Source organism: Silvania sp. (assembly GCF_051656365.1).
In the GTDB taxonomy this organism is placed as follows: Bacteria; Pseudomonadota; Gammaproteobacteria; order Enterobacterales; family Enterobacteriaceae; genus Enterobacter; species Enterobacter hatchlandensis.
Window position 1 is genome coordinate 59,569 of the sequence record NZ_JBOGBT010000011.1, and the last position, 20,475, is coordinate 80,043.

Consider the following 20,475-nt stretch of genomic DNA (forward strand, 5'->3'; position numbering starts at 1 on the left):
TTATGCGTTACTCTGGGGACGATACACTGTGGCAAGATGCCAATGAGTTAAACGTACAGAAATCTCGCAAACAGGGAACGCATGGAAATCTTCTTCACAATACTTATCATGACCCTTTTGGTCTCCCTTTCCGGGGTAGTCACCCGCGTACTGCCCTTCCAGTTACCGCTGCCGCTAATGCAGATAGCCATCGGTGCTCTGCTGGCGTGGCCCACGTTCGGATTGCATGTCGAGTTTGATCCTGAACTGTTTCTGGTGCTGTTTATCCCCCCCTTGCTGTTCGCCGACGGCTGGAAAACGCCCACCCGCGAATTTCTTGAACATGGCCGGGAGATCTTCGGTCTGGCGCTGGCGCTGGTCGTCGTCACCGTGGTGGGGATTGGCTTTCTCATCTACTGGGTGGTGCCGGGTATCCCGCTGATCCCGGCGTTTGCGCTGGCGGCGGTACTGTCGCCGACCGATGCCGTGGCGCTGTCCGGTATCGTCGGTGAAGGGCGCATACCGAAAAAAATCATGGGTATCCTGCAGGGCGAGGCGCTGATGAACGACGCCTCCGGCCTGGTCGCACTGAAATTTGCCGTTGCCGTGGCGATGGGCACCATGGTCTTCACCATCGGCGGCGCGACCGTTGAATTCTTTAAAGTGGCGATTGGCGGCATTATTGCCGGGTTTGTGGTGAGCTGGCTGTACGGCCGCTCGCTGCGCTTCCTCAGCCGCTGGGGCGGTGACGAACCCGCCACGCAAATCCTGCTGCTGTTCCTGCTGCCGTTCGCCTCGTACCTGATTGCGGAACACCTTGGCGTATCGGGCATTCTGGCGGCGGTGGCGGCGGGGATGACCATCACCCGTTCCGGGGTGATGCGCTCTGCGCCGCTGGCTATGCGTCTGCGCGCCAACAGTACCTGGGCAATGCTGGAGTTTGTCTTTAACGGCATGGTATTCCTGCTGTTGGGCCTGCAGCTGCCGGGCATTCTTGAGTCGTCGCTGGTGGCGGCAGAGGCTGACCCGAACGTCGAAACCTGGATGCTGTTCACCGATATCGTGCTGATTTACGCCGCGCTGATGCTGGTACGTTTTGGCTGGCTGTGGACGATGAAAAACTTCAGCATGCGTTTCCTGAAAAAGAAACCGATGGAATTTGGCTCCTGGTCCACCCGTGAACTGCTGATTTCCACCTTTGCCGGGGTGCGTGGGGCCATCACGCTGGCCGGTGTGCTCTCCATTCCGCTGCTGCTGCCTACCGGTGACGTCTTCCCGGCCCGCTATGAGCTGGTGTTCCTTGCCGCCGGGGTAATCCTCTTCTCACTGTTTGTCGGCGTGGTGATGCTGCCGATCCTGCTGCAACACATGGAGGTGGGCGATCACGTTCAGCAGCATAAAGAGGCGCGGATTGCCCGGGCGGCAACGGCTGAAGTGGCAATCGTCGCTATCCAGAAGATGGAGGAGCGTCTGGCCGCTGATACCGAAGAAAACATCGATACTCAGCTGCTGAAAGAGGTGAGTTCCCGGGTTATTGGTAACCTGCGCCGCCGCGCGGATGGCCGCAACGACGCGGAGAGCTCGCTGCTGGAAGAGAATCTCGAACGCCGCTTCCGCCTGGCCGCGCTGCGCTCTGAGCGCGCAGAGCTGTACCATCTGCGCGCCACCCGGGAGATCAGCAACGAGACGCTGCAGAAACTCCTGCACGATCTCGATTTGATGGAAGCGTTGTTGATTGAGAAGCAGTAGTGCGGCCTGACGCCCTCACCCCGGACTGTACACCCGCGGGGTTGAGGGATCCCCACAAAATAATTGGCACGGTCTGCTCCCTCTCCATTCAGGGAGAGGGCTGGGGTGAGGGGGAGCATGCGGCTCCGGTGGTGGTTCCGTTCACTTTAAGTGTTGTGCTTCTCTGTCAGTCGCGTCACCCGTGAACGTGCCAGGGCGGCTCAATCGCCACCGCTACCCGGGCTCCCGGCAAGAAAATCGCCGCTTCGCGGTACCCTCAGCTTATTCCTTTCGGCTTCGGGTCGGGCGCGATCCTACATCCATGTAGGTCACGCCCTCTCGGCGCATCCCTGCGCCTTGCCCCGGCCTACAGGAAGCGCTTCGGCGATTTTCAGCCGGACAAGGTAGTCGCTGTAAGTCTCTTATTATCCTGCAATTATTCCATTGCTTTAAGGATAAGAAAATTACTGGGGATTCCTCAGCCCGCGGGTAGAGAGAGAAGACATCAAAAACGGTAACCCGGTGGTTACCGTTTTGCTTTTACCTTGAAACCCAAAACCCTTCACAGCATTTCAGCCACGCCTGGGCGCTGTGCGACAGATAGACCCCCTCCCGCCAGATCATCCCCAGCTGCCAGTGCAGATCGCTCTGCAGCGGGATCCAGCGCAGCGTGTTTTTATCCAGCCGCTCGCAGATGGGCTGTGGCAATATCGCAATCCCTACCCCTGCCTGCACCATCGCCGCCAGAAAGTCCCACTGCCCACTGCGCACCGCGATGCGCGGTTTGACGCCGTGCTGGCTGAAGAGCTGCATCAGCTGGCGGCTGAGGGCAAAATCTTCGTTGTAGATCAGTAACGGGTGCTCGGCCAGCAGCTCAGGATTGATAGTGTCGAGCGACAACCAGTTGCCGGAGCGCGGTACCAGCACGCACAGGGGATGGCTGAACAGCGGCAGCGCCGTCAGACCGCTGTCCTCCTCCACCGGGAGGGCGGTCATCGCCAGATCCAGCTCGCCGTTGATCACCGCCTGCTGGACGGTTAAGCCGCCAAATTCAGAAATTTTTAGCTCCACGCCGGGATAGCGCTGGCGAAACAGGCCGATGGGTCCGGCCATCATCATCCCCACCATCGGCGGGATCCCGAGGCGCAGTATCCCCTTGTTGAGGTGGTTGATGTCGCCAAGCTCGGCCTCCAGCTGGCGAAACTCCGCGAGGATCGCCAGCCCGCGCTCAAACACCACCCGGCCGGTGTCGGTTAACAGCAGCTTGCGTCCGTCGCGGATCAGCAGGGTGCAGTTGAGCTCATCTTCGAGGTTTTTCAGCATCTTGCTGATGGTGGGTTGGGTGACAAATAGCTTCTCCGCTGCGCGGGTAAAACTCTGCTGACGAACCACTTCGACAAAGTAACGCAGCGTTCTTATGTCCATGATTATTCCTCGAAACTATACCTTTGATGATTTTAATTCATTTCTGTCAGCTACGTGCGCTCACTATACTGGCGCCTCGTCTCATTTTAAGGAATTCACCATGACCGTGGCGTCAGTTCGCGTTACGCCTGCCGTTGTGCAACGACTCCAGGTACCGGTTCAGGTACTGCTGTACGCGGCTCTTTTCGTCTTTGCTGAATACCTTGTCGACTGGCTGCATCTGCCGCTCCCGGCCAATCTGGTGGGGATGGTGCTGATGTTCAGCCTGATCCTGTGCCGTATTATCCCCCTGCGCTGGGTGCGGGCCGGTTCCCGCTGGCTGTTGGCCGAAATGCTGTTGTTTTTTGTCCCGGCGGTGGTGGCAGTGGTGAATTATGCCCAGCTTCTGCTGGTGGATGGCTGGCGCATCTTCGCGGTGATCGCCCTGAGCACCCTGATGGTGCTGGGCTCTACCGCGTGGGTGGTGGATAAAGTCTACCGCTTTGAAATCCGCAGGCAGAAGCATGACTAATTTTCAGATTAGCGTGCTGTGCCTGGCTGTTACCCTGGTGCTCTACTTCGCCAATAAACGTCTGTATCGCCGTTTCCCAAAGCTGCCGCTGATGCCGCTGGTCCTTACGCCGCTGTTACTGGTGATGATGCTGGTTTGGGGGCATATCTCCTGGCAGAACTATATCGGCGAATCGCACTGGCTGCTGTGGCTGCTCGGCCCGGCAACCATCGCCTTTGCCGTACCGGTGTATGACAATCTCGCCATCATCAAACGCCACTGGATGTCGCTCTCTGCTGGTGTATTAACGGCAACCGTGGTGGCGGTGACCAGCTCCGTGTGGCTGGCGCGGCTGTTTACCCTGTCGGATGAGATCCAGCGTAGCCTGGCGGTGCGCTCCGTGACCACGCCGTTTGCGCTGGCGGCGGCAAAACCGCTCGGCGGACAGCCGGATCTGGTGGCCCTGTTCGTGGTGGTGACCGGGGTATTTGGCATGGCGGTGGGGGATATGCTGTTTTTGCGCCTCGCCATCCGTGAAGGGATGGCGAAAGGCGCCGGGTTTGGTGCGGCATCTCACGGCGCGGGCACCGCACGCTCTTATGAGCTGGGCCCGCAGGAGGGCGTGGTGGCAAGCCTGGTGATGATGCTCTCCGGGGTGGTGATGGTGTTGATTGCCCCGCTGGTGGCATGGATGATGTTCTGAGCCGCCTTATGACTAACGGTTCAGACGCCGCACAATGCGCTCCACCTGCTGGCGGAAATCGGCCGCCACCTGAGCAGGGGTCTGCTTGCCCTGGTCCAGTTTTTCGCGCGCGGCGGTGAACTGGTCGATCACCTGCAAATCCTCGATATACGGCGTGGCGACGACGGTGGTGTGTAACGACTGCGCCTGACGCAATCCGGCAATCACTGGATCGTTCGGGTCAATCACCCCTTTCTCGGATAGCAGCGTTTCTGCCCCCTTGTTGAGCGGGATACCGCGCTCCAGCCCTAGCGCCTCGACCGACTGTGGATCGTTAAGCAGGAAGTTGACGAGGATCGCCGCCTCTTTTGGATGTTTGGTGGATTTCGCCACCGACAGCATCTGCGCCGTTTTGAAGTACACACCAGACTCGGTGCTGCCGGGCTGCATGACGTAGTCGCCCAGCACCAGCTTCGCCGGTGGGGTCATGTTGTTGGCGAACATACGGATGGTGATGTTCCAGGTGAACAGGCCGCCCCATTCGCCGTTGATCCACGGCTTCATCTCATACAGGTTGCCTTTGCCGTAAGAGGAGAGGGTCTTAGGTGATGGCAACACATGGTCGTCGCTCAGGCGTTTCACAAAGCTGAAGGCCTCGCTCCACTGCGCCTCGTTCCAGGCAAAGGTGCCGTCGCTGTTGAACATCGGCTTCTGATGCGTCTGCATCATCCAGGCATTGAGCAGCAGAATGACGTCCTGATCGACCATGGCGTAAGGGTAATAGTTGTTGCCGAGCTTTTGCTGGAACACTTTCCCGGCGGCAAAGAACTCATCCCAGTTTTTCGGGTACGCCAGCCCGGCTTTTTGCCAGGTGAGATCGTTGTAGTAAAACACCGGCGCGTTGACCGAGATCGGCAGGCCGTTGAGCTTGCCTTTGATGGTCGTGGATTGCAGGTCGTTGGCCTGATACTGGCTTAAATCCAGCCCCGCCTTCAACTTGTCGAGATCGTAATAGCCGTCGCCGTTTTTGGAAAAGAGGATCAGCCACGGCCAGTTGGTTTGCATCACGTCCGGCTCGGTGCCGCTGGCCATCTGGGTGGTCAGGCGCGAAAGGTGCCCGTCCCAGCCGGTATATTCGGCCTTCACTTTGATATCCGGATGCGTCTTCTCAAAAGCCTCCAGCGCCTTCAGCGTGGCCTGATGGCGGCTGTTGCCCCCCCACCAAGACATGCGTAACTCAACGGGCTGCGCCCAGGCAGCGGTACAGGAAAATAACAGCGATGCGATGACACCTGATACGAGTTTACTCATTATTGTCTCCAGGACTTTTATTATTAAACAGGTGAGTAACGGCTCAATACTGACCCCTCTCCGGCGCAGCCCTCTGCCGCGCCGGGATACGGTACTTAAGGTTTCGCCAGGCGCGACACCAGCTCAAACTCCTTAAAATTCACCGGACGCTGCTGCTGCATCGAGATATTGCCCGCAATCCCGGTGAGGATCGACATCGCCCCCGCGCGATGGTCGGCCGCCCGCTGCAGTGGGTCGTTGCCAGGCTGGCCGAACAAATCGGCCAGCATCGCGTTATCGCCGCCGCCGTGGCCGCCTTCGCCGAGGCTAAATTCCGCTTTCCAGGGTTCGGCAAACATCGGGAAGACGGTGATATCGCAGGCTTCCAGGCTGCCCTCTTCGGCGCGTTTCCCCCCGGCGTTGACGTAGGACTTCTCGACAATTTTCATCTCAAGACGGCCTTCGGTACCGTTAAAGACCACGTTCAGCCCTTCCCACGGCAGGTAGGCGTTCAGGGAGTAGGTCAGCTGCACCTGGTTCTGGTATTTCACCAGCACCGACATCGTGTCTTCGATGGTGATACCGTCGCTGAACACGCTCTGGTCGCGGAAGTAGTTATCTTCATGCTCGGCGTCCAGATACAGCGCTTTAAGCTGGGCGTTGTCCGCCATATGCAGCGCGAACGGGTCATCTTGCGCTTCGGCAAAGCCGTGGGCGCGTGGGTAGAACTGCGTCACCCCGCGCTTCTCGGCGTTCTCTTTGCCGTAGAACTGCAGGCTGCCTTCGGCGTAAACGCGTTCCGGATAGCTGCCGAGCCAGAAGTTCATCAGGTCAAAGTGGTGGGTGGATTTATGCACCAGCAGGCCGCCGCTGTTGCGTTTTTCACGGTGCCAGCGGCGGAAGTAGTCCGCGCCGTGCTCGGTATTCAGCAGCCACTCAAAGTGAACGGAGGTGACGTTGCCAATTGCGCCCTGCATTAGCAGCTCGCGCACTTTGCTGTGGTGCGGGGCGTAGCGGTAGTTGAAGGCTACGCGCACGGTGTGGCCGGTCTCTTCGATGGCATCGAGAATACGCAGGGCGCGCTGTTCGTCGATGGTCATCGGTTTTTCGGTGATCACATCGCAGCCCGCGTGCAGGGCGCGGACGATATAATCATCGTGGGTGCGGTCCATGGTGGTGACGATGACAATATCCGGCCGCGTTTCGCGGATCATCTCTGCAAACTGCGCCGCTTTCCAGGTGGAGACCGGCTCCGCGCCTTCGTTTTTTAACAGTTGGTTGGCGTAGTCCATTCGCGTCTGATTAGTATCGCAAAATGCGACCATTCTGGCATTATCACGCCAGGCACCACCGATGGCGGAAATATATAAACCGGCACGACCCCCGGTACCGACTAATGCATATTTTTTCATGGCATCCTCAATTAAGATATCAACTCAAATAGCAGCAAGGTGACGCCATGAAACGTATTCCGCATCAACTGATGGAGCTGAACAGCACTTTTATCTGGCACTGGCCCTGGTTTATTCAGGGCGTTAAAAGCGCGAAACAGCATGGTTTCACTGGGATCATCCTGCACCAACAGGAACTGCTTTCTGTTCTTGCGACGCCCTCGCCGTTAAGTCAGAAACTTAACGTCGAGAACTTAATTCATCAGCAACATTACGCGTTGCAGTATTTAAAACGCGTCGACCGTTATCTGGCGGACAATAATTTATCGTTCTGGCTGCAGGGTGAAGCCGCGCCAAATGACGACATTATTAAGCGTAAATTTCCCGAACTAACCTTCGATGAAAAAAGCGCCCCGGATTTCTGGCAGCATTTCTATTCGGCAATATTGCATCCGCTATTACATTCGCTGCCACATCTCAGCGGACTTATTCTCAGTCTGACGACGCCGGACTTTCAGACCACCCGCTGGCAGCAAAGCCTGCATGATGTCTGGAGCCTGCTGCGCGGCCAGGGCAAAAAGCTGGTGCTGCGCGACTTTATCGATGACAGCTGGCCGCGACAGCAGCTGTCCAACATTCTGGCGACCTTGCCGGACGACGTGCGCGCCTCGATCAAAGCCACGGAGCTGGATTACCACCCCGGTTTTGCCAACCATCCCCACATCGCCACGCTGCCGGGGCATAAAAAGTGGATCGAGTACGATCTCTTCGGCACCGGCTACGGCTGGACCGCGCTGCCATGCTATCTGGCCGATGAAATCAGCGGCCGCTTAAGTTGGGCGCTGAGCGCCGCAGAAAACGAAGTTGAAGCCGTGACCTCGCGCGTTAGCTGGCAGTGGCTGCCCGACAGCCGGGTTATGGATTCCGCCAACGCTATCAATCTGTTCGGCCTGACCGCCGCCAACCAGACCGCCGATTCGACGCTGCCCGCCCCCTTTGAGCGCTGGGCCGAACATCATCAGCTTGGCTTTCGATCCCTGCAGGATAAACATCAGCTCGATGCGATCCTGCGTGCCAGCTACGACTGGCTGTGTAAAACACCCAACTTCCTCGGGCGACGGCTGCACTATCAAAGCCAGATCCCCGAGAGCGTGGCCCAGGCGCAGCTGCTGCTGCATATGGACACCCGCAGTGCCAACTGGATGCACGCCTGGCAGCCGCTGATGCCCACCGACGATCCTGCGCTGGGCAAAGAGCAGCGCGAGCGGGTGGCGCTGGAAAAAGAGGCCGCCTGCTTCCTGGCGTCGCGCACGGTGCTAAACCTGCGTGAACTGATGCCGCGGATAACTTGCCCGGACGACACGCTGGAGATCCTGCTGGCCGCCTGGCGCAGCGCCGAAATCTACAGCCAGATGTTCTCCCATGTCGCCGCTGCGATGACCGATGTCCTGTGGCTCGACCATTACGGCGCTGACAGCCTGCCTGCTGATACCCTGTCGCAGCATCAGCAACAATTACTGCGCTACTCCGATACCCTGGAACGCTGGCTGGTGAACCCGCCCGCCAGCGGCCCGCTGTTTCTGCCGCTGCTGCTGAATCCCGAACGCCTGAACCGTTTCGCCCGCAGTCTGAGCAAGTCGCTGTGATATAAGAATAAAAACTGTGGCTGGAGTTGTCTGTAGGGGGGGCAGAGCGAAAGCTGAGGATTGGCGTGAAAACCGGGAAAGTGTGATGGCCTTTGCGAATCACAGATAAAGCTTGTGATACGCATCGGCTTTTTTGGTTCCGGTGACGTGATAAACGTCACCAGAAGGGGAAAAAAGTGTGATCCCCGACCAGCGGCCGGGGAGGGGGATTAGTGTGCGCGGCCCTGCTCGACACCCAGACCGGTTTGCGAGCGGATAAACTGGGCGCGGAACTGACCACGCTCCAGGTTGCCTGCCGGGGAGTTATCGGTAGCCGAGAAGAACCAGATCCCGATAAACGCCACCGCAATGGAGAACAGCGCCGGGTATTCATACGGGAAGATGGCCGTGGCATGACCGAGGATTTTCACCCAGATGGTCGGACCGAGCACCATCAGGATCACTGCCGTCATCAGCCCCAGCCAGCCGCCAATCATCGCCCCACGGGTGGTCAGTTTTGACCAGTACATGGAGAGCAAAATGATCGGGAAGTTACAGCTCGCCGCAATCGAGAAGGCCAGACCCACCATAAAGGCGATGTTCTGATTCTCGAACAGGATCCCCAGCAGGATCGCCACTACGCCCAGCACCAGCACGGTGATTTTAGAGACGCGCAGTTCATCACGCTCGCTGGCACCTTTACGGAACACGTTGGCGTACAGGTCATGGGATACCGCAGAGGCGCCCGCCAGCGTCAGACCAGCAACCACGGCCAGAATGGTGGCAAAAGCGACCGCCGAGATAAAGCCGAGGAACAGGTTGCCGCCCACCGCATCGGCCAGATGGACCGCTGCCATGTTATTGCCGCCAATCAGCGCGCCCGCAGCATCTTTAAACGCCGGGTTCGCCCCCACCAGCATGATGGCGCCAAAGCCGATGATAAAGGTCAGGATGTAGAAGTAACCCATAAAACCGGTGGCATAGAAGACGCTCTTACGCGCTTCGCGGGCATCGCTCACGGTGAAGAAACGCATCAGGATATGCGGCAGACCGGCGGTACCGAACATCAGACCAAGACCAAGCGACAGCGCGGATATCGGATCCTGCACCAGCCCGCCCGGACTCATGATTGCTGCCCCTTTCGGGTGGACCGCCATCGCTTCAGTAAACAGGTTATTGAAGCTGAATCCGACGTGTTTCATCACCATAAAGGCCATAAAGCTGGCGCCGAACAGCAGCAGAACCGCCTTAATAATCTGTACCCAGGTGGTGGCAAGCATGCCGCCAAACAGCACGTACATCACCATCAGCACGCCCACCAACACGACTGCAACGTGGTAGTTCAGGCCGAACAGCAGCTGGATAAGTTTACCGGCACCGACCATCTGCGCGATCAGATACAGGGCGACCACCACCAGCGAGCCACAGGCTGACAGGGTACGGATGGGACCCTGCTTAAGGCGATAGGACGCCACATCGGCAAAGGTATATTTACCCAGGTTACGCAGACGCTCAGCAATCAGGAACAGAATGATTGGCCAGCCCACCAGGAAACCCAGGGAGTAGATCAACCCGTCATACCCGGAGGTATACACCAGCGCGGAGATCCCGAGGAACGACGCGGCAGACATATAGTCGCCCGCAATCGCCAGCCCGTTCTGGAAGCCGGTAATATTCCCGCCCGCTGTGTAATAGTCATTACGTGAACGCACGCGTTTAGACGCCCAGTAGGTGATCCCGAGGGTAAACACCACAAACACCAGGAACATCACGATCGCCTGCCAGTTGGTTGGTTGGCGCTGGACTGCACCCGTAAGGGCATCCGCCGCGTTGGCGGCGAGGGGGAGCGTGGCGGCGAGCGCCGTCAGGACTCTCTTCATGATACTTTTACCTCGCGCAGTACAGCCTTATTCAGACGGTCAAACTCGCCGTTCGCCCGCCAGATATACACCCCGGTCAGGGCGAAGGAGATCAGAATCACCCCCACGCCAATCGGGATCCCGCGGGTGACGCTGGTTCCCGCATGCAGTGGCGTCCCCAGCCAGCCAGGCGCAAAGGCAATCAGTAAAATAAAGCTGATGTACACAGCCAACATGATGATAGATAACGTGAAGGCAAACCGTTGCCGCTTATCGACGAGCTCCCTGTAGTGCGCACTATTCTCTATCTGCAGACAAATATTCTCATTCATCACAGAGTCTCCAGCGTTTTTTGTAGGGTAGTGGTTTTTATTATTCCCTCTCCCCGGAAGGAGAGGGTGAGGGCGAGGGCATCAGACCCTCTCCCAGGGGGAGAGGGAGAAAAACGGTGTTACGACGGCATGGCGATGGCTTGCTTCTCTTCAAGCAGTTTTTCCACCACACCTGGATCGGCCAGGGTTGAGGTATCGCCCAGGTTACTGGTATCGCCCGCGGCGATTTTGCGCAGGATACGGCGCATGATCTTGCCGGAGCGGGTTTTTGGCAGTGAGTCGGTCCAGTGCAGCACGTCAGGAGTGGCTAGCGGGCCGATCTCTTTACGCACCCAGTTACGCACTTCGGTATACAGCGCTGGCGACGGCTCTTCGCCGTGGTTCAGGGTGACGTAGGCGTAGATCGCCTGGCCTTTAATGTTGTGCGGAATGCCGACCACGGCTGCTTCGGCAATCTTCGGATGCGACACCAGCGCTGATTCAATTTCTGCGGTTCCCAGACGGTGGCCGGAGACGTTCAGCACGTCATCCACGCGTCCGGTGATCCAGTAGTAACCGTCCTCATCCCGGCGCGCGCCGTCGCCGCTGAAGTACATGTTTTTAAAGGTGGAGAAGTAGGTCTGCTCGAAGCGGTCGTGATCGCCAAACAGGGTGCGCGCCTGACCCGGCCAGGAGTCGGTGATCACCAGGTTGCCTTCGTTGACGCCCTCCAGCTGAGTGCCTTCGTTATCCACCAGCGCAGGCTGGACGCCAAAGAACGGACGGGTTGCTGAACCGGCTTTCAGCTGGGTGGCGCCGGGCAGCGGAGTGATCATAAAGCCGCCGGTCTCGGTCTGCCACCAGGTATCCACCACCGGGCACTTCTCGTTGCCGATCTTCTTCCAGTACCACTCCCAGGCTTCCGGGTTGATCGGCTCGCCCACGGAACCGAGGATGCGCAGGGAAGAGCGGTCGGTGCCTTCGATGGCCTTGTCGCCCTCGGCCATCAGCGCGCGGATGGCGGTTGGCGCGGTGTAGAGAATATTGACCTGGTGTTTGTCCACCACCTGGCTCATTCGCGCCGGAGTTGGCCAGTTGGGTACGCCTTCAAACATCAGGGTCGTGGCGCCGCAGGCCAGCGGGCCGTACAGCAGATAGCTGTGACCGGTGACCCAGCCCACATCGGCGGTACACCAGTAGATATCACCCTGATGGTAATCAAAGACATATTTAAAGGTGGTGGCGGCATACACCAGATAGCCGCCGGTGGTATGCAGAACGCCTTTCGGTTTGCCGGTGGAGCCCGAGGTATACAGGATAAAGAGTGGATCTTCTGCGTTCATTGCTTCCGGCTGGTGCTGGTCGCTGGCTTGCTCAATCAGGTCGCTCCACCACAGGTCGCGTCCCTCATGCCATTCCACGGCGTTGCCGGTACGTTTGAGCACAATCACGCTGTTAACGCTGTTCACATTCGGGTTTTTCAGCGCGTCATCGACGTTTTTCTTCAGCGGAACCGCGCGACCGGCACGCACGCCTTCATCGGCGGTGATCACCAGTTTTGAGCTGGAGTCGATAATGCGTCCGGCGACCGCTTCCGGCGAGAACCCGCCGAAGATCACTGAATGCACGGCACCGATGCGGGCACACGCCAGCATTGCCACGGCGGCTTCCGGCACCATTGGCATGTAAATCGCGACGACATCGCCTTTTTTGATGCCTTGCGCCAGCAGCACGTTGGCAAAGCGGCAGACGTCGCGGTGCAGTTCACGGTAGGTAATATGCTTGCTCTGGGTGGCGTCATCGCCTTCCCAGATAATGGCCGTCTGGTCACCGCGCTCAGCGAGATGGCGATCCAGGCAGTTGGCGGCCAGGTTCAGGGTACCGTCTTCATACCATTTAATAGAGACGTTACCGGGGGCAAAAGAGGTGTTCTTAACCGTTTTATAGGGGGTAATCCAATCGAGGATTTTGCCCTGTTCGCCCCAGAAGGCGTCAGGATTGCTGATGGATTGCTGATATTGCTCCTGGTATTGCTCCGGATTGATCAGGCAACGGTCCGCAATATTGGCGGGAATGTCGTGTTTGTGGACTTGGCTCATGGCTTTTGTTCTCCTTGTTGAATGTTAATAATATGTCGCATAAAAGTTAATTACAGAGGGCTGGTCAGCTTTGTTTACTATTTGGGCGGCAGATCACGAGAAAATTGTGGAGTTCAAAAAATAAGCAAATGACACTTTCAAGAAAAATAATTGCCTAAAACGATTATTTACATTTGTGGATAAAAAAGGGTTTTTATAACAAAAGGTTATTAACCATGACTAATATAAATTAGCGTAATAACCTCATTTGTCAGTCAAATGCCTTGTTGTTAAAGGCTTGCGCAGCATGCCGTGCAAATGGTACTGATACGGCGCGTTAAAAAACCCCATAAATGAACGCAACACAATTCATACCCTTTCAGTATGTGTCGTCCCCGCCGTTTTACGAGTACGAACACTTCATTGAGGAAGTCTCTTGTTATGAAAAATTTGAAAGTCAGCCTGGCCTGGCAAATTTTGCTGGCCCTTGTGCTGGGTATCTTGCTGGGTAGTTATCTGCATTATCACAGCGACAGCCGTGAATGGCTGGTCGTGAATATGCTGTCGCCTGCAGGCGATATCTTTATCCACCTGATTAAAATGATTGTTGTCCCGATTGTGATTTCGACGCTGGTGGTCGGCATTGCAGGGGTGGGCGATGCGAAGCAGCTTGGGCGTATCGGCGCGAAAACTATCCTTTATTTCGAAGTGATCACTACGGTGGCGATCGTTCTCGGCATCACGCTGGCGAACGTCTTCCAGCCAGGCTCGGGCATTGATATGTCGCAGCTGGCGACGGTGGATATTTCGAAATACCAAAGCACCACGGCGGACGTGCAGAGCCACGCGCATGGCCTGATGGGGACCATCCTGTCACTGGTTCCGACCAACATTGTGGCGTCGATGGCGAAGGGCGAGATGCTGCCGATCATCTTCTTCTCGGTGCTGTTTGGTCTGGGGCTTTCCTCCCTGCCGGCGACGCATCGCGAACCGCTGGTGACCGTGTTCCGTTCTATTTCCGAAACCATGTTTAAAGTCACCCACATGGTGATGCGCTATGCGCCAGTGGGCGTGTTTGCGTTAATTGCCGTTACTGTGGCGAACTTCGGTTTTGCTTCCCTGTGGCCGCTGGCGAAGCTGGTTCTGCTGGTGCACTTCGCGATCCTGTTCTTCGCGCTGGTGGTGCTGGGACTGGTGGCACGGATTTGTGGCCTGAGCATCTGGATTTTGATCCGCATCCTAAAAGACGAGCTGATTCTGGCGTACTCCACCGCCAGCTCCGAGAGCGTGCTGCCGCGTATTATTGAGAAGATGGAAGCCTATGGGGCGCCTGCGTCGATCACCAGCTTCGTGGTGCCGACCGGTTACTCGTTCAACCTTGATGGTTCGACGCTGTACCAGAGTATTGCTGCTATCTTTATTGCCCAGCTGTATGGGATCGATCTCTCCCTGTGGCAGGAAATCGTCCTTGTGCTGACCTTAATGGTGACGTCGAAGGGGATTGCCGGTGTGCCGGGTGTCTCGTTTGTGGTACTGCTGGCAACGCTCGGTAGCGTAGGCATTCCGCTGGAAGGGCTGGCGTTTATCGCCGGTGTTGACCGTATTCTCGACATGGCGCGTACCGCGCTGAACGTGGTCGGCAACGCGCTGGCGGTGCTGGTGATTGCCAAATGGGAACACCAGTTCGACAGCAAGAAAGCGCGGGCTTATGAACGTGAAATGCTGGGCCGCTTCGATAAGACGGCGGATCAGTAAGACAGAACCATCCTCTCCCCCAGGGGAGAGGATGGGAAATTACTCCCCGCTTAACGTCTCAAACTCTTCGCATCCTGTATCAAACCCTTCGCTACAGCTCAGATTTAACCAGTACAGCGCCTTCTGTTTGTTGGGGGTGATAAACCCAACTTCCCCCTGCTGAAACACTTTGCCCGCCCAGTACTCCGCATAGCCCGTGCGCGAGAGGGTGGAACTGCGCTTAAACCAGGTGGTGGCCTGGGCGTCATCCTGGGCGACTTCCACGCCGTTGGCATAAATCAGCCCCAGCAGCAGCTGCGCATCCACCGCGGCGTCATCCTCGGTGTTTTCTGCGGCTTTCTCCAGCAGGCTCAGCGCCTGCGGGTAGTCGGTTTTACCGGCCTGGGTATTCACCAGCAGTCGCGCCAGCATCACCGCGCCCGGCGCGCTGCCCGCCACCATCGCCTGCTGTGCCAGCCCCTTCGCCTGGACCAAATCGCCATGCTTAAACTTGATTTGCGACAGCAGCGCCATGGCGTCGACGTCACCGCCGGTGGCTGCTTTTTCGGCCCACTGTTCGGCCTGCTTATCATCGCCGGAGCTGTAATAGGTTTCGGCCAAATAATACTGGGCGCGGCTGTCACCGGCCTGGGCCTGTGCCAGGTACGGACTGCCAATCTCCTCGGCAAATGCCTGTGAGGATAAAAGTAACAACAAGAGATAAAGATGTTTCATATGCTTTTTTCGTCTGGGTACATTGCGCGAGTATAAGCGCGGTACGAGAAGAAAAAAAAGTGTCTTAGTCCCTCAACATCTAATAAGCCGGGCGGGTGATCCCGCCCCTTTTTCCCACTTTCCATTCATTAATTGTCAGCCCATCGCGGTTTCGCGTAAGCGGTTTTTGAGTTGGGTATACTCCTCGATAACATATTGCTCAGCGGAAGACTGATCGGCGATAGGTTCTACGCGCACGGCACAATATTTATATTCCGGCGTTTTGGTTATCGGGCTTAAGTTTTCCGTCACCAGCTCGTTGCAGGCGCCAATCCACCACTGGTAGGTCATGTACACGGCCCCAGGGTTTGTCCGATCGCTAACCTGAGCCCGGGTGATGACCCGGCCTTTGCGCGAATTGACCCACACCAGCGCCTCATCCTCAACGCCGAGGCGTGCAGCATCGTCGGTGTTGATCTGTACATAGCCGGGTTCATCGGCCAGCGTTGAGAGGGCCGCGCAGTTGCCGGTCATCGAGCGACAGGAGTAATGCCCCACCTCGCGCACGGTAGAGAGCACCAGCGGATAGTCAGCATCGAGCTTATCCCTCGGTGCCATCCAGTCGCAGGTGAAGAACTGCGCCAGCCCGTTCGGGGTGTCGAAGCGCTCTTCGAACAGGAACGAGGTTCCCTGGTCGTCCGGGGATTCATCCCGGCACGGCCACTGGATATACCCCAGCTCACCCATTTTTTCGTAGGTCGCCCCTTTGAACCCCGGGCACAGCTGGCGCAGTTCATCCCAGATCTGCTGGGTGTTGTCGTAGTGCATCGGATACCCCATTCGGGTGGCGATCTCACTGATAATCTGCCAGTCGGTTTTCAGATCCCACTGGGGTTCTACCGCTTTAAAGAAGCGCTGGAAGCCACGGTCTGCGGCGGTATAAACCCCTTCATGCTCGCCCCACGAGGTGGACGGCAGGACAACATCCGCCACTGCCGCGGTTTTGGTCATAAAGATGTCCTGCACAATCACCAGCTCCAGGTCATCAAAGGCTTTACGCACCGCCGACAGCTCGGCATCGGTTTGCAGCGGATCTTCCCCCATGATGTACGCCGCGCGCACCTCTCCGTGCGCAACGCGGTGCGGCAGCTCGCTGATGCGATACCCGGTATGCGCAGGCAGGCTCCCCACGCCCCAGGCGCTGGCGAATTTCTCGCGGTTTTCCGGGTACTTCACAAACTGGTAGCCCGGGAAGGTATCCGGCAGGGCGCCCATGTCGCAGGCACCCTGCACGTTATTTTGCCCGCGTACCGGGTTGACCCCGACGTGGGCTTTGCCGAGATTGCCGGTCAGCATCGCGAGGCTGGTCAGCGAGCGTACGGTCTCCACCCCCTGCCAGAACTGGGTCACGCCCATGCCCCACAGCAGCGTCGCAGTTTTGGCCCCGGCGTACAGGCGCGCCGCCTGGCGGATCTGCTGTGCGCTGACGCCGGTGACGGCCTCGACCGACTCCGGCGTGTAGCCCTCGACTATTTGACGGTATTCATCAAAGCCTTCGGTGCGGGCCGCGATAAATGCCGGGTCATACAGCCTCTCGGCAATAATGACGTGGCCAATCGCATTCAGCAGGGCGATGTTCGACCCGTTGCGTAGCGCGATGTGCAGGTCGGCAATGCGCGCGCTTTCTATCCGGCGCGGATCGCAGACGATAATTTTGGCCCCGTTGTGCTTCGCACGCAGAATATGGTTTGCGACGATAGGGTGCGAATCCGCCGGGTTATAGCCAAAAATGAACACCAAATCGGTGTTATCAATCTCGTTGATGGCATTGCTCATAGCGCCATTACCGACCGACTGGTGCAGACCTGCAACCGAGGGGCCGTGTCAGACGCGCGCGCAGCAGTCGACGTTATTGGTACCAATTACGGCGCGGGCAAATTTTTGCATCAGGTAGTTGGTTTCATTCCCGGTCCCGCGCGAGGAGCCGGTGGTCTGGATGGCATCCGGGCCGTACTGGTCCTTGATGTCGCTCAGGCGGCGGGCGACGTAGTCCAGCGCCTCGTCCCAGGAGACCGACTCCAGCTTGCCGCCGCGCGTGCGGCGAATCATCGGGGTTTTCAGGCGCGGGGTGAGGATCTGGGTATCGTTGATAAAATCCCAGCCGTAGTAGCCTTTCAGGCACAGTTTGCCCTGATTGGTTTTCCCTTCAGCGGCCTCTGCACGCACGATTTTGCCGTTTTCGACCACCAGGTTTATCTTGCAACCCGAGGCGCAATAGGGGCAAACCGTGATGACGTTTTTCATCGCTCTCGCTCCGGTAATTTAAAATAGGCGGTTGTTTTTATTATGCCGTCTTAATGCCACATTCCTGTTGTGGGATCCCCCTGACTTTACGGGTGAATCCTGGTCAATAACCTGACGGAAAGCAGGCAAGGGGCAAAATCCGTCTCTCTTTCAGGGTGGGGATGTGACGGCGGTTGAATATCCGCGAGGGAAACGCCGTTTTGGCTGGAGGCTTGCACAGAATGGGCCAGACTGATCTTTACCCCCTTAATGGAAACCGGCAATGAAACCCGCAATTCTGGTGGTTGATGACGACATCGCAGTCTGCGAGCTGTTACAGGACGTGCTCAACGAGCATGTCTTCACGGTTTACGTGTGCCATACCGGCCAGGATGCCCTGCGTCAGGCGCAGCAGGCACCGGAGATCGCGCTGGTGCTGCTGGATATGATGCTGCCGGATATTAACGGCCTGCAGGTACTGCAGCAGCTGCAAAAACAGCGCCCGGAGCTGCCGGTGGTGATGCTGACCGGGCTGGGCAGTGAATCGGATGTGGTGGTGGGCCTCGAGATGGGCGCGGACGATTACATCGGCAAACCCTTTAACCCCCGGGTGGTGGTGGCGCGGGTCAAAGCCGTGCTGCGGCGCACCGGCGCGCTGGCGGCCGAGCCCGCAGTAACGCGGGCGGCGGGGTTAAGCTTTAACGGCTGGACGCTGGATACCGCCCGCTGTGAACTGGTGGATACCCAGCGCAGCGTGGTTGCCCTGACCCAGGGCGAGTACGGTTTACTGCTGGCGCTCACGCAAAATGCCCGCCGGGTACTGAGCCGTGAGCAGCTGCTGGAGCTGACCCACAGCGAAAGCGCGGAGGTGTTCGACCGCACCATTGACGTGCTGATCATGCGCCTGCGGCGCAAAATTGAAATCAACCCTCATCAGCCCCTGCTAATCAAAACCATTCGTGGGCTGGGCTACGTCTTTGCCGCCGACGTGCAGCACGGGGATCGGGCAGCCTAAGCCTGGCGGTTTTCGTCGATAAACAGCTGCAGCTCCGGCAGCGTTTTTGCTCCGTCGATGGCGTTGGCGGCCAGCAGGCTGGCCCGGGCGCAGGCGTGGGCCATCTGGATGCTCTCCTGCAGCGACAGGGATTGATGGCAACCGTATAAGAACCCGGCGCAGAATGCATCGCCCGCCCCAACGCTGCCGATAATCTCCTGCTGAGACAAGCGCCACGACGGGATCCAGATGCCCTCTTTCCCCGGCTCCTGACCCCATGCGCCTTCCGGGCAGTGGATCACCAGCCGCGCCTTCACCCCTTCCGCCAGCAGCAGTGCCGCGGCATCGGCAATGTGGGCGATATCCGGGGCATCGCTGCTATCACGCATCGGCAGGCCGCTAAATTCACCCGCCTCCAGCTCGTTAATCACCAGATAGTCGAGATGGCGCAGGGCAGGGAGCACCAGCGGCTGGTAGCGGGGATCGCCTTTGCGCGACACCAGGTCGAGCGAGGTCTGATACCCCAGCTCGCGCATCTGTGCCAGCAGCCGCGCGCTGCGGGTGCCGAACTCCTCATCCGGCATATCCAGGCTGTCAAGCAGCAGCAAATAGCCCAGATGGAAGATCTTCATGCTGGCGTCGAGCCGGTCGAAGGCGGGCAGATCCAGCAGGCGGTTGGCCCCCGGCAGGTGGAAAAAGGTGCGCTGCCCGCTGGGATCGGTCATCACCTGCGACATTGAGGTCGGGGCGAAGGTGGTGCGCTGCACGCGCTGGCGGTTAACGTGATACTGGTCGAGCATCGCCAGAATGTAGTCCCCGTCGTGATCGTCCCCCACCAGCCCGACGGCCTGTAGCGGGATGCCAACATGCATTTTGGCCAGCGTCAGCAGGACGTTAAGCGGGGCACCGCCAGTGGCGCGTTCGCTGTGGGTGATCTCTGCCAGCCAGCCGCGCTCCGGCCACTGAACAATCTGGTGGACATGATCCACCAGCATATTGCCCGCGGCGATAATCCCCCGGCGTTCCATTACGCGAACCCCGCGCTGCCAAAGGTGCGCATCTGCGTCGCGACGGTATCGGTGATCGCCTCTTCGATGCTTAACAGCAGCTCGGCAAACTCGTCATACAGCGGCTGCCGGTTGGCCATCCGCTGTTCTACCGACGCCAGTGCGGCCTGCGACATCCCGGTATAAAAGTTAATTTTGTGAATGCCCAGCTCGATGGCGCGACGGAAATCGGCATCGCTGATCCCCGAGCCGCCGTGCAGCACCAGCGGCAGACCGGTCTGCTGACGGATAGCATCCAGACGAGCGAAATCGAGCTTCGGCTCACCCTTGTATTTACCGTGGGCATTGCCAATCGCCACCGCCAGCGCGTCAATGCCGGTCTTGTCGACAAACTCGCGGGCAAGCCCTGGATCGGTGAAAAAGGCTTCGTCGGCATGGCCGTACAGCGCCCCGCCTTCATCGCCGCCCACCGCGCCCAGTTCGGCCTCTACCGACACGCCCACCGCGTGGCACATCTTCACCACTTCCCGGGTCTGGCGGATGTTCTCGTCGTAGCTGAGCGTGGAACCATCGAACATCACCGAGCTGAACCCTAAGCGTAGCGCCCGCACTACCGCCTCAAAATGCAGGCCGTGATCGAGATTGAGCACCACCGGAATGTCGTGCCGGGCGGCTTCGAATTTAACAGCCTCCACCAGTGAATCGAGGGAGACATACTTAAAATGCACTTCGGCAATGTTGATGATAAAGGGCGAGCTCTCCTGGCGCGCGGCGGCAAACAGCGCCCGCAGGAAGTGGGAGTCGAGGACGTTAAATGCCCCCAGTGCATAGCGATGTTCGCGGGCGTGGGCCAGCCCGTCAGCGAGAGAAATAAGCGGCATGATG

At 58.2% G+C, this 20,475-nt stretch carries 16 protein-coding genes; 6 read left to right on the forward strand and 10 right to left on the reverse strand.

Annotated features, from left to right (window positions below):
- Positions 1-81: 81 nt before the first annotated feature.
- Positions 82-1,728 (forward strand): Na+/H+ antiporter, encoded by a 1,647-nt coding sequence (locus ACRDD5_RS01835; RefSeq protein WP_271281305.1) that lies wholly within the window; start codon positions 82-84, stop codon positions 1,726-1,728.
- 519 nt (positions 1,729-2,247) lie between these two features.
- Here the strand turns inward: ACRDD5_RS01835 and ACRDD5_RS01840 are convergent.
- On the reverse strand, positions 2,248-3,132 hold the full coding sequence (locus tag ACRDD5_RS01840) for a LysR family transcriptional regulator (RefSeq protein WP_438675728.1): 885 nt from the start codon (positions 3,130-3,132) through the stop codon (positions 2,248-2,250).
- A gap of 100 nt (positions 3,133-3,232) precedes the next feature.
- On the opposite strand from ACRDD5_RS01840, the gene ACRDD5_RS01845 reads away from it, so the two are divergent.
- Together ACRDD5_RS01845 and ACRDD5_RS01850 are read left to right on the forward strand one after the other, a co-directional pair.
- Entirely contained in the window at positions 3,233-3,643 is a 411-nt protein-coding gene (locus ACRDD5_RS01845) for a CidA/LrgA family protein (protein ID WP_271281307.1), read from the forward strand.
- On the forward strand, positions 3,636-4,325 hold the full coding sequence (locus tag ACRDD5_RS01850) for an LrgB family protein (protein WP_271281308.1): 690 nt from the start codon (positions 3,636-3,638) through the stop codon (positions 4,323-4,325). The genes ACRDD5_RS01845 and ACRDD5_RS01850 overlap by 8 nt, the downstream gene beginning before the upstream one ends.
- 12 nt (positions 4,326-4,337) lie before the next feature.
- On the opposite strand, the gene ACRDD5_RS01855 is transcribed toward ACRDD5_RS01850, so the two are convergent.
- Both ACRDD5_RS01855 and ACRDD5_RS01860 read right to left on the reverse strand, forming a co-directional pair.
- Entirely contained in the window at positions 4,338-5,618 is a 1,281-nt protein-coding gene (locus ACRDD5_RS01855) for an ABC transporter substrate-binding protein (protein ID WP_438675759.1), read from the reverse strand.
- Between the two features lie 92 nt (positions 5,619-5,710).
- On the reverse strand, positions 5,711-7,006 hold the full coding sequence (locus tag ACRDD5_RS01860) for a Gfo/Idh/MocA family protein (RefSeq protein ID WP_438675729.1): 1,296 nt from the start codon (positions 7,004-7,006) through the stop codon (positions 5,711-5,713).
- A gap of 47 nt (positions 7,007-7,053) precedes the next feature.
- On the opposite strand from ACRDD5_RS01860, the gene ACRDD5_RS01865 reads away from it, so the two are divergent.
- The gene (locus ACRDD5_RS01865; protein WP_438675730.1) at positions 7,054-8,631 is read left to right on the forward strand and encodes a hypothetical protein; all 1,578 of its coding nucleotides are present in this window, start codon (positions 7,054-7,056) and stop codon (positions 8,629-8,631) included.
- Positions 8,632-8,840: 209 nt separating this feature from the next.
- Here the strand turns inward: ACRDD5_RS01865 and actP are convergent, their stop codons facing one another.
- The 3 genes from actP to acs all read right to left on the reverse strand — a co-directional run bounded on the left by actP (position 8,841) and on the right by acs (position 12,879).
- Positions 8,841-10,490, reverse strand: a complete 1,650-nt coding sequence (gene actP / locus ACRDD5_RS01870) for a cation/acetate symporter ActP (protein WP_438675731.1) — start codon at positions 10,488-10,490, stop codon at positions 8,841-8,843.
- Positions 10,487-10,801, reverse strand: coding sequence for a DUF485 domain-containing protein (locus tag ACRDD5_RS01875; protein WP_271281313.1), 315 nt, complete (start codon positions 10,799-10,801; stop codon positions 10,487-10,489). The genes actP and ACRDD5_RS01875 overlap by 4 nt, the downstream gene beginning before the upstream one ends.
- A gap of 119 nt (positions 10,802-10,920) precedes the next feature.
- A complete protein-coding gene (acs, locus tag ACRDD5_RS01880; RefSeq protein ID WP_438675732.1) occupies positions 10,921-12,879 on the reverse strand; it encodes an acetate--CoA ligase in 1,959 nt (652 codons plus the stop codon).
- Between the two features lie 420 nt (positions 12,880-13,299).
- Between acs and gltP the strand changes: the two genes are divergently transcribed.
- Positions 13,300-14,613, forward strand: a complete 1,314-nt coding sequence (gene gltP / locus ACRDD5_RS01885; protein WP_438675733.1) for a glutamate/aspartate:proton symporter GltP — start codon at positions 13,300-13,302, stop codon at positions 14,611-14,613.
- Positions 14,614-14,652: 39 nt separating this feature from the next.
- Here the strand turns inward: gltP and ACRDD5_RS01890 are convergent, their stop codons facing one another.
- Together ACRDD5_RS01890 and fdhF are read right to left on the reverse strand one after the other, a co-directional pair.
- Positions 14,653-15,327, reverse strand: coding sequence for a tetratricopeptide repeat protein (locus tag ACRDD5_RS01890; protein ID WP_438675734.1), 675 nt, complete (start codon positions 15,325-15,327; stop codon positions 14,653-14,655).
- 135 nt (positions 15,328-15,462) lie between these two features.
- On the reverse strand, positions 15,463-17,610 hold the full coding sequence (fdhF, locus tag ACRDD5_RS01895) for a formate dehydrogenase subunit alpha (protein WP_438675735.1): 2,148 nt from the start codon (positions 17,608-17,610) through the stop codon (positions 15,463-15,465).
- Positions 17,611-17,872: 262 nt separating this feature from the next.
- Here fdhF and ACRDD5_RS01900 point away from each other — a divergent pair, with 262 nt between their 5' ends.
- Complete coding sequence (locus ACRDD5_RS01900; protein ID WP_271281318.1) at positions 17,873-18,604, forward strand: response regulator; 732 nt, start codon at positions 17,873-17,875, stop codon at positions 18,602-18,604.
- Here ACRDD5_RS01900 and ACRDD5_RS01905 read toward each other — a convergent pair.
- Entirely contained in the window at positions 18,601-19,611 is a 1,011-nt protein-coding gene (locus tag ACRDD5_RS01905; RefSeq protein WP_271281319.1) for a carbohydrate kinase family protein, read from the reverse strand. The two genes, ACRDD5_RS01900 and ACRDD5_RS01905, sit on opposite strands and share 4 nt — an antisense overlap.
- Positions 19,611-20,471 (reverse strand): ketose 1,6-bisphosphate aldolase, encoded by an 861-nt coding sequence (locus ACRDD5_RS01910; RefSeq protein WP_271281320.1) that lies wholly within the window; start codon positions 20,469-20,471, stop codon positions 19,611-19,613. The genes ACRDD5_RS01905 and ACRDD5_RS01910 overlap by 1 nt, the downstream gene beginning before the upstream one ends.
- Positions 20,472-20,475: the final 4 nt, after the last annotated feature.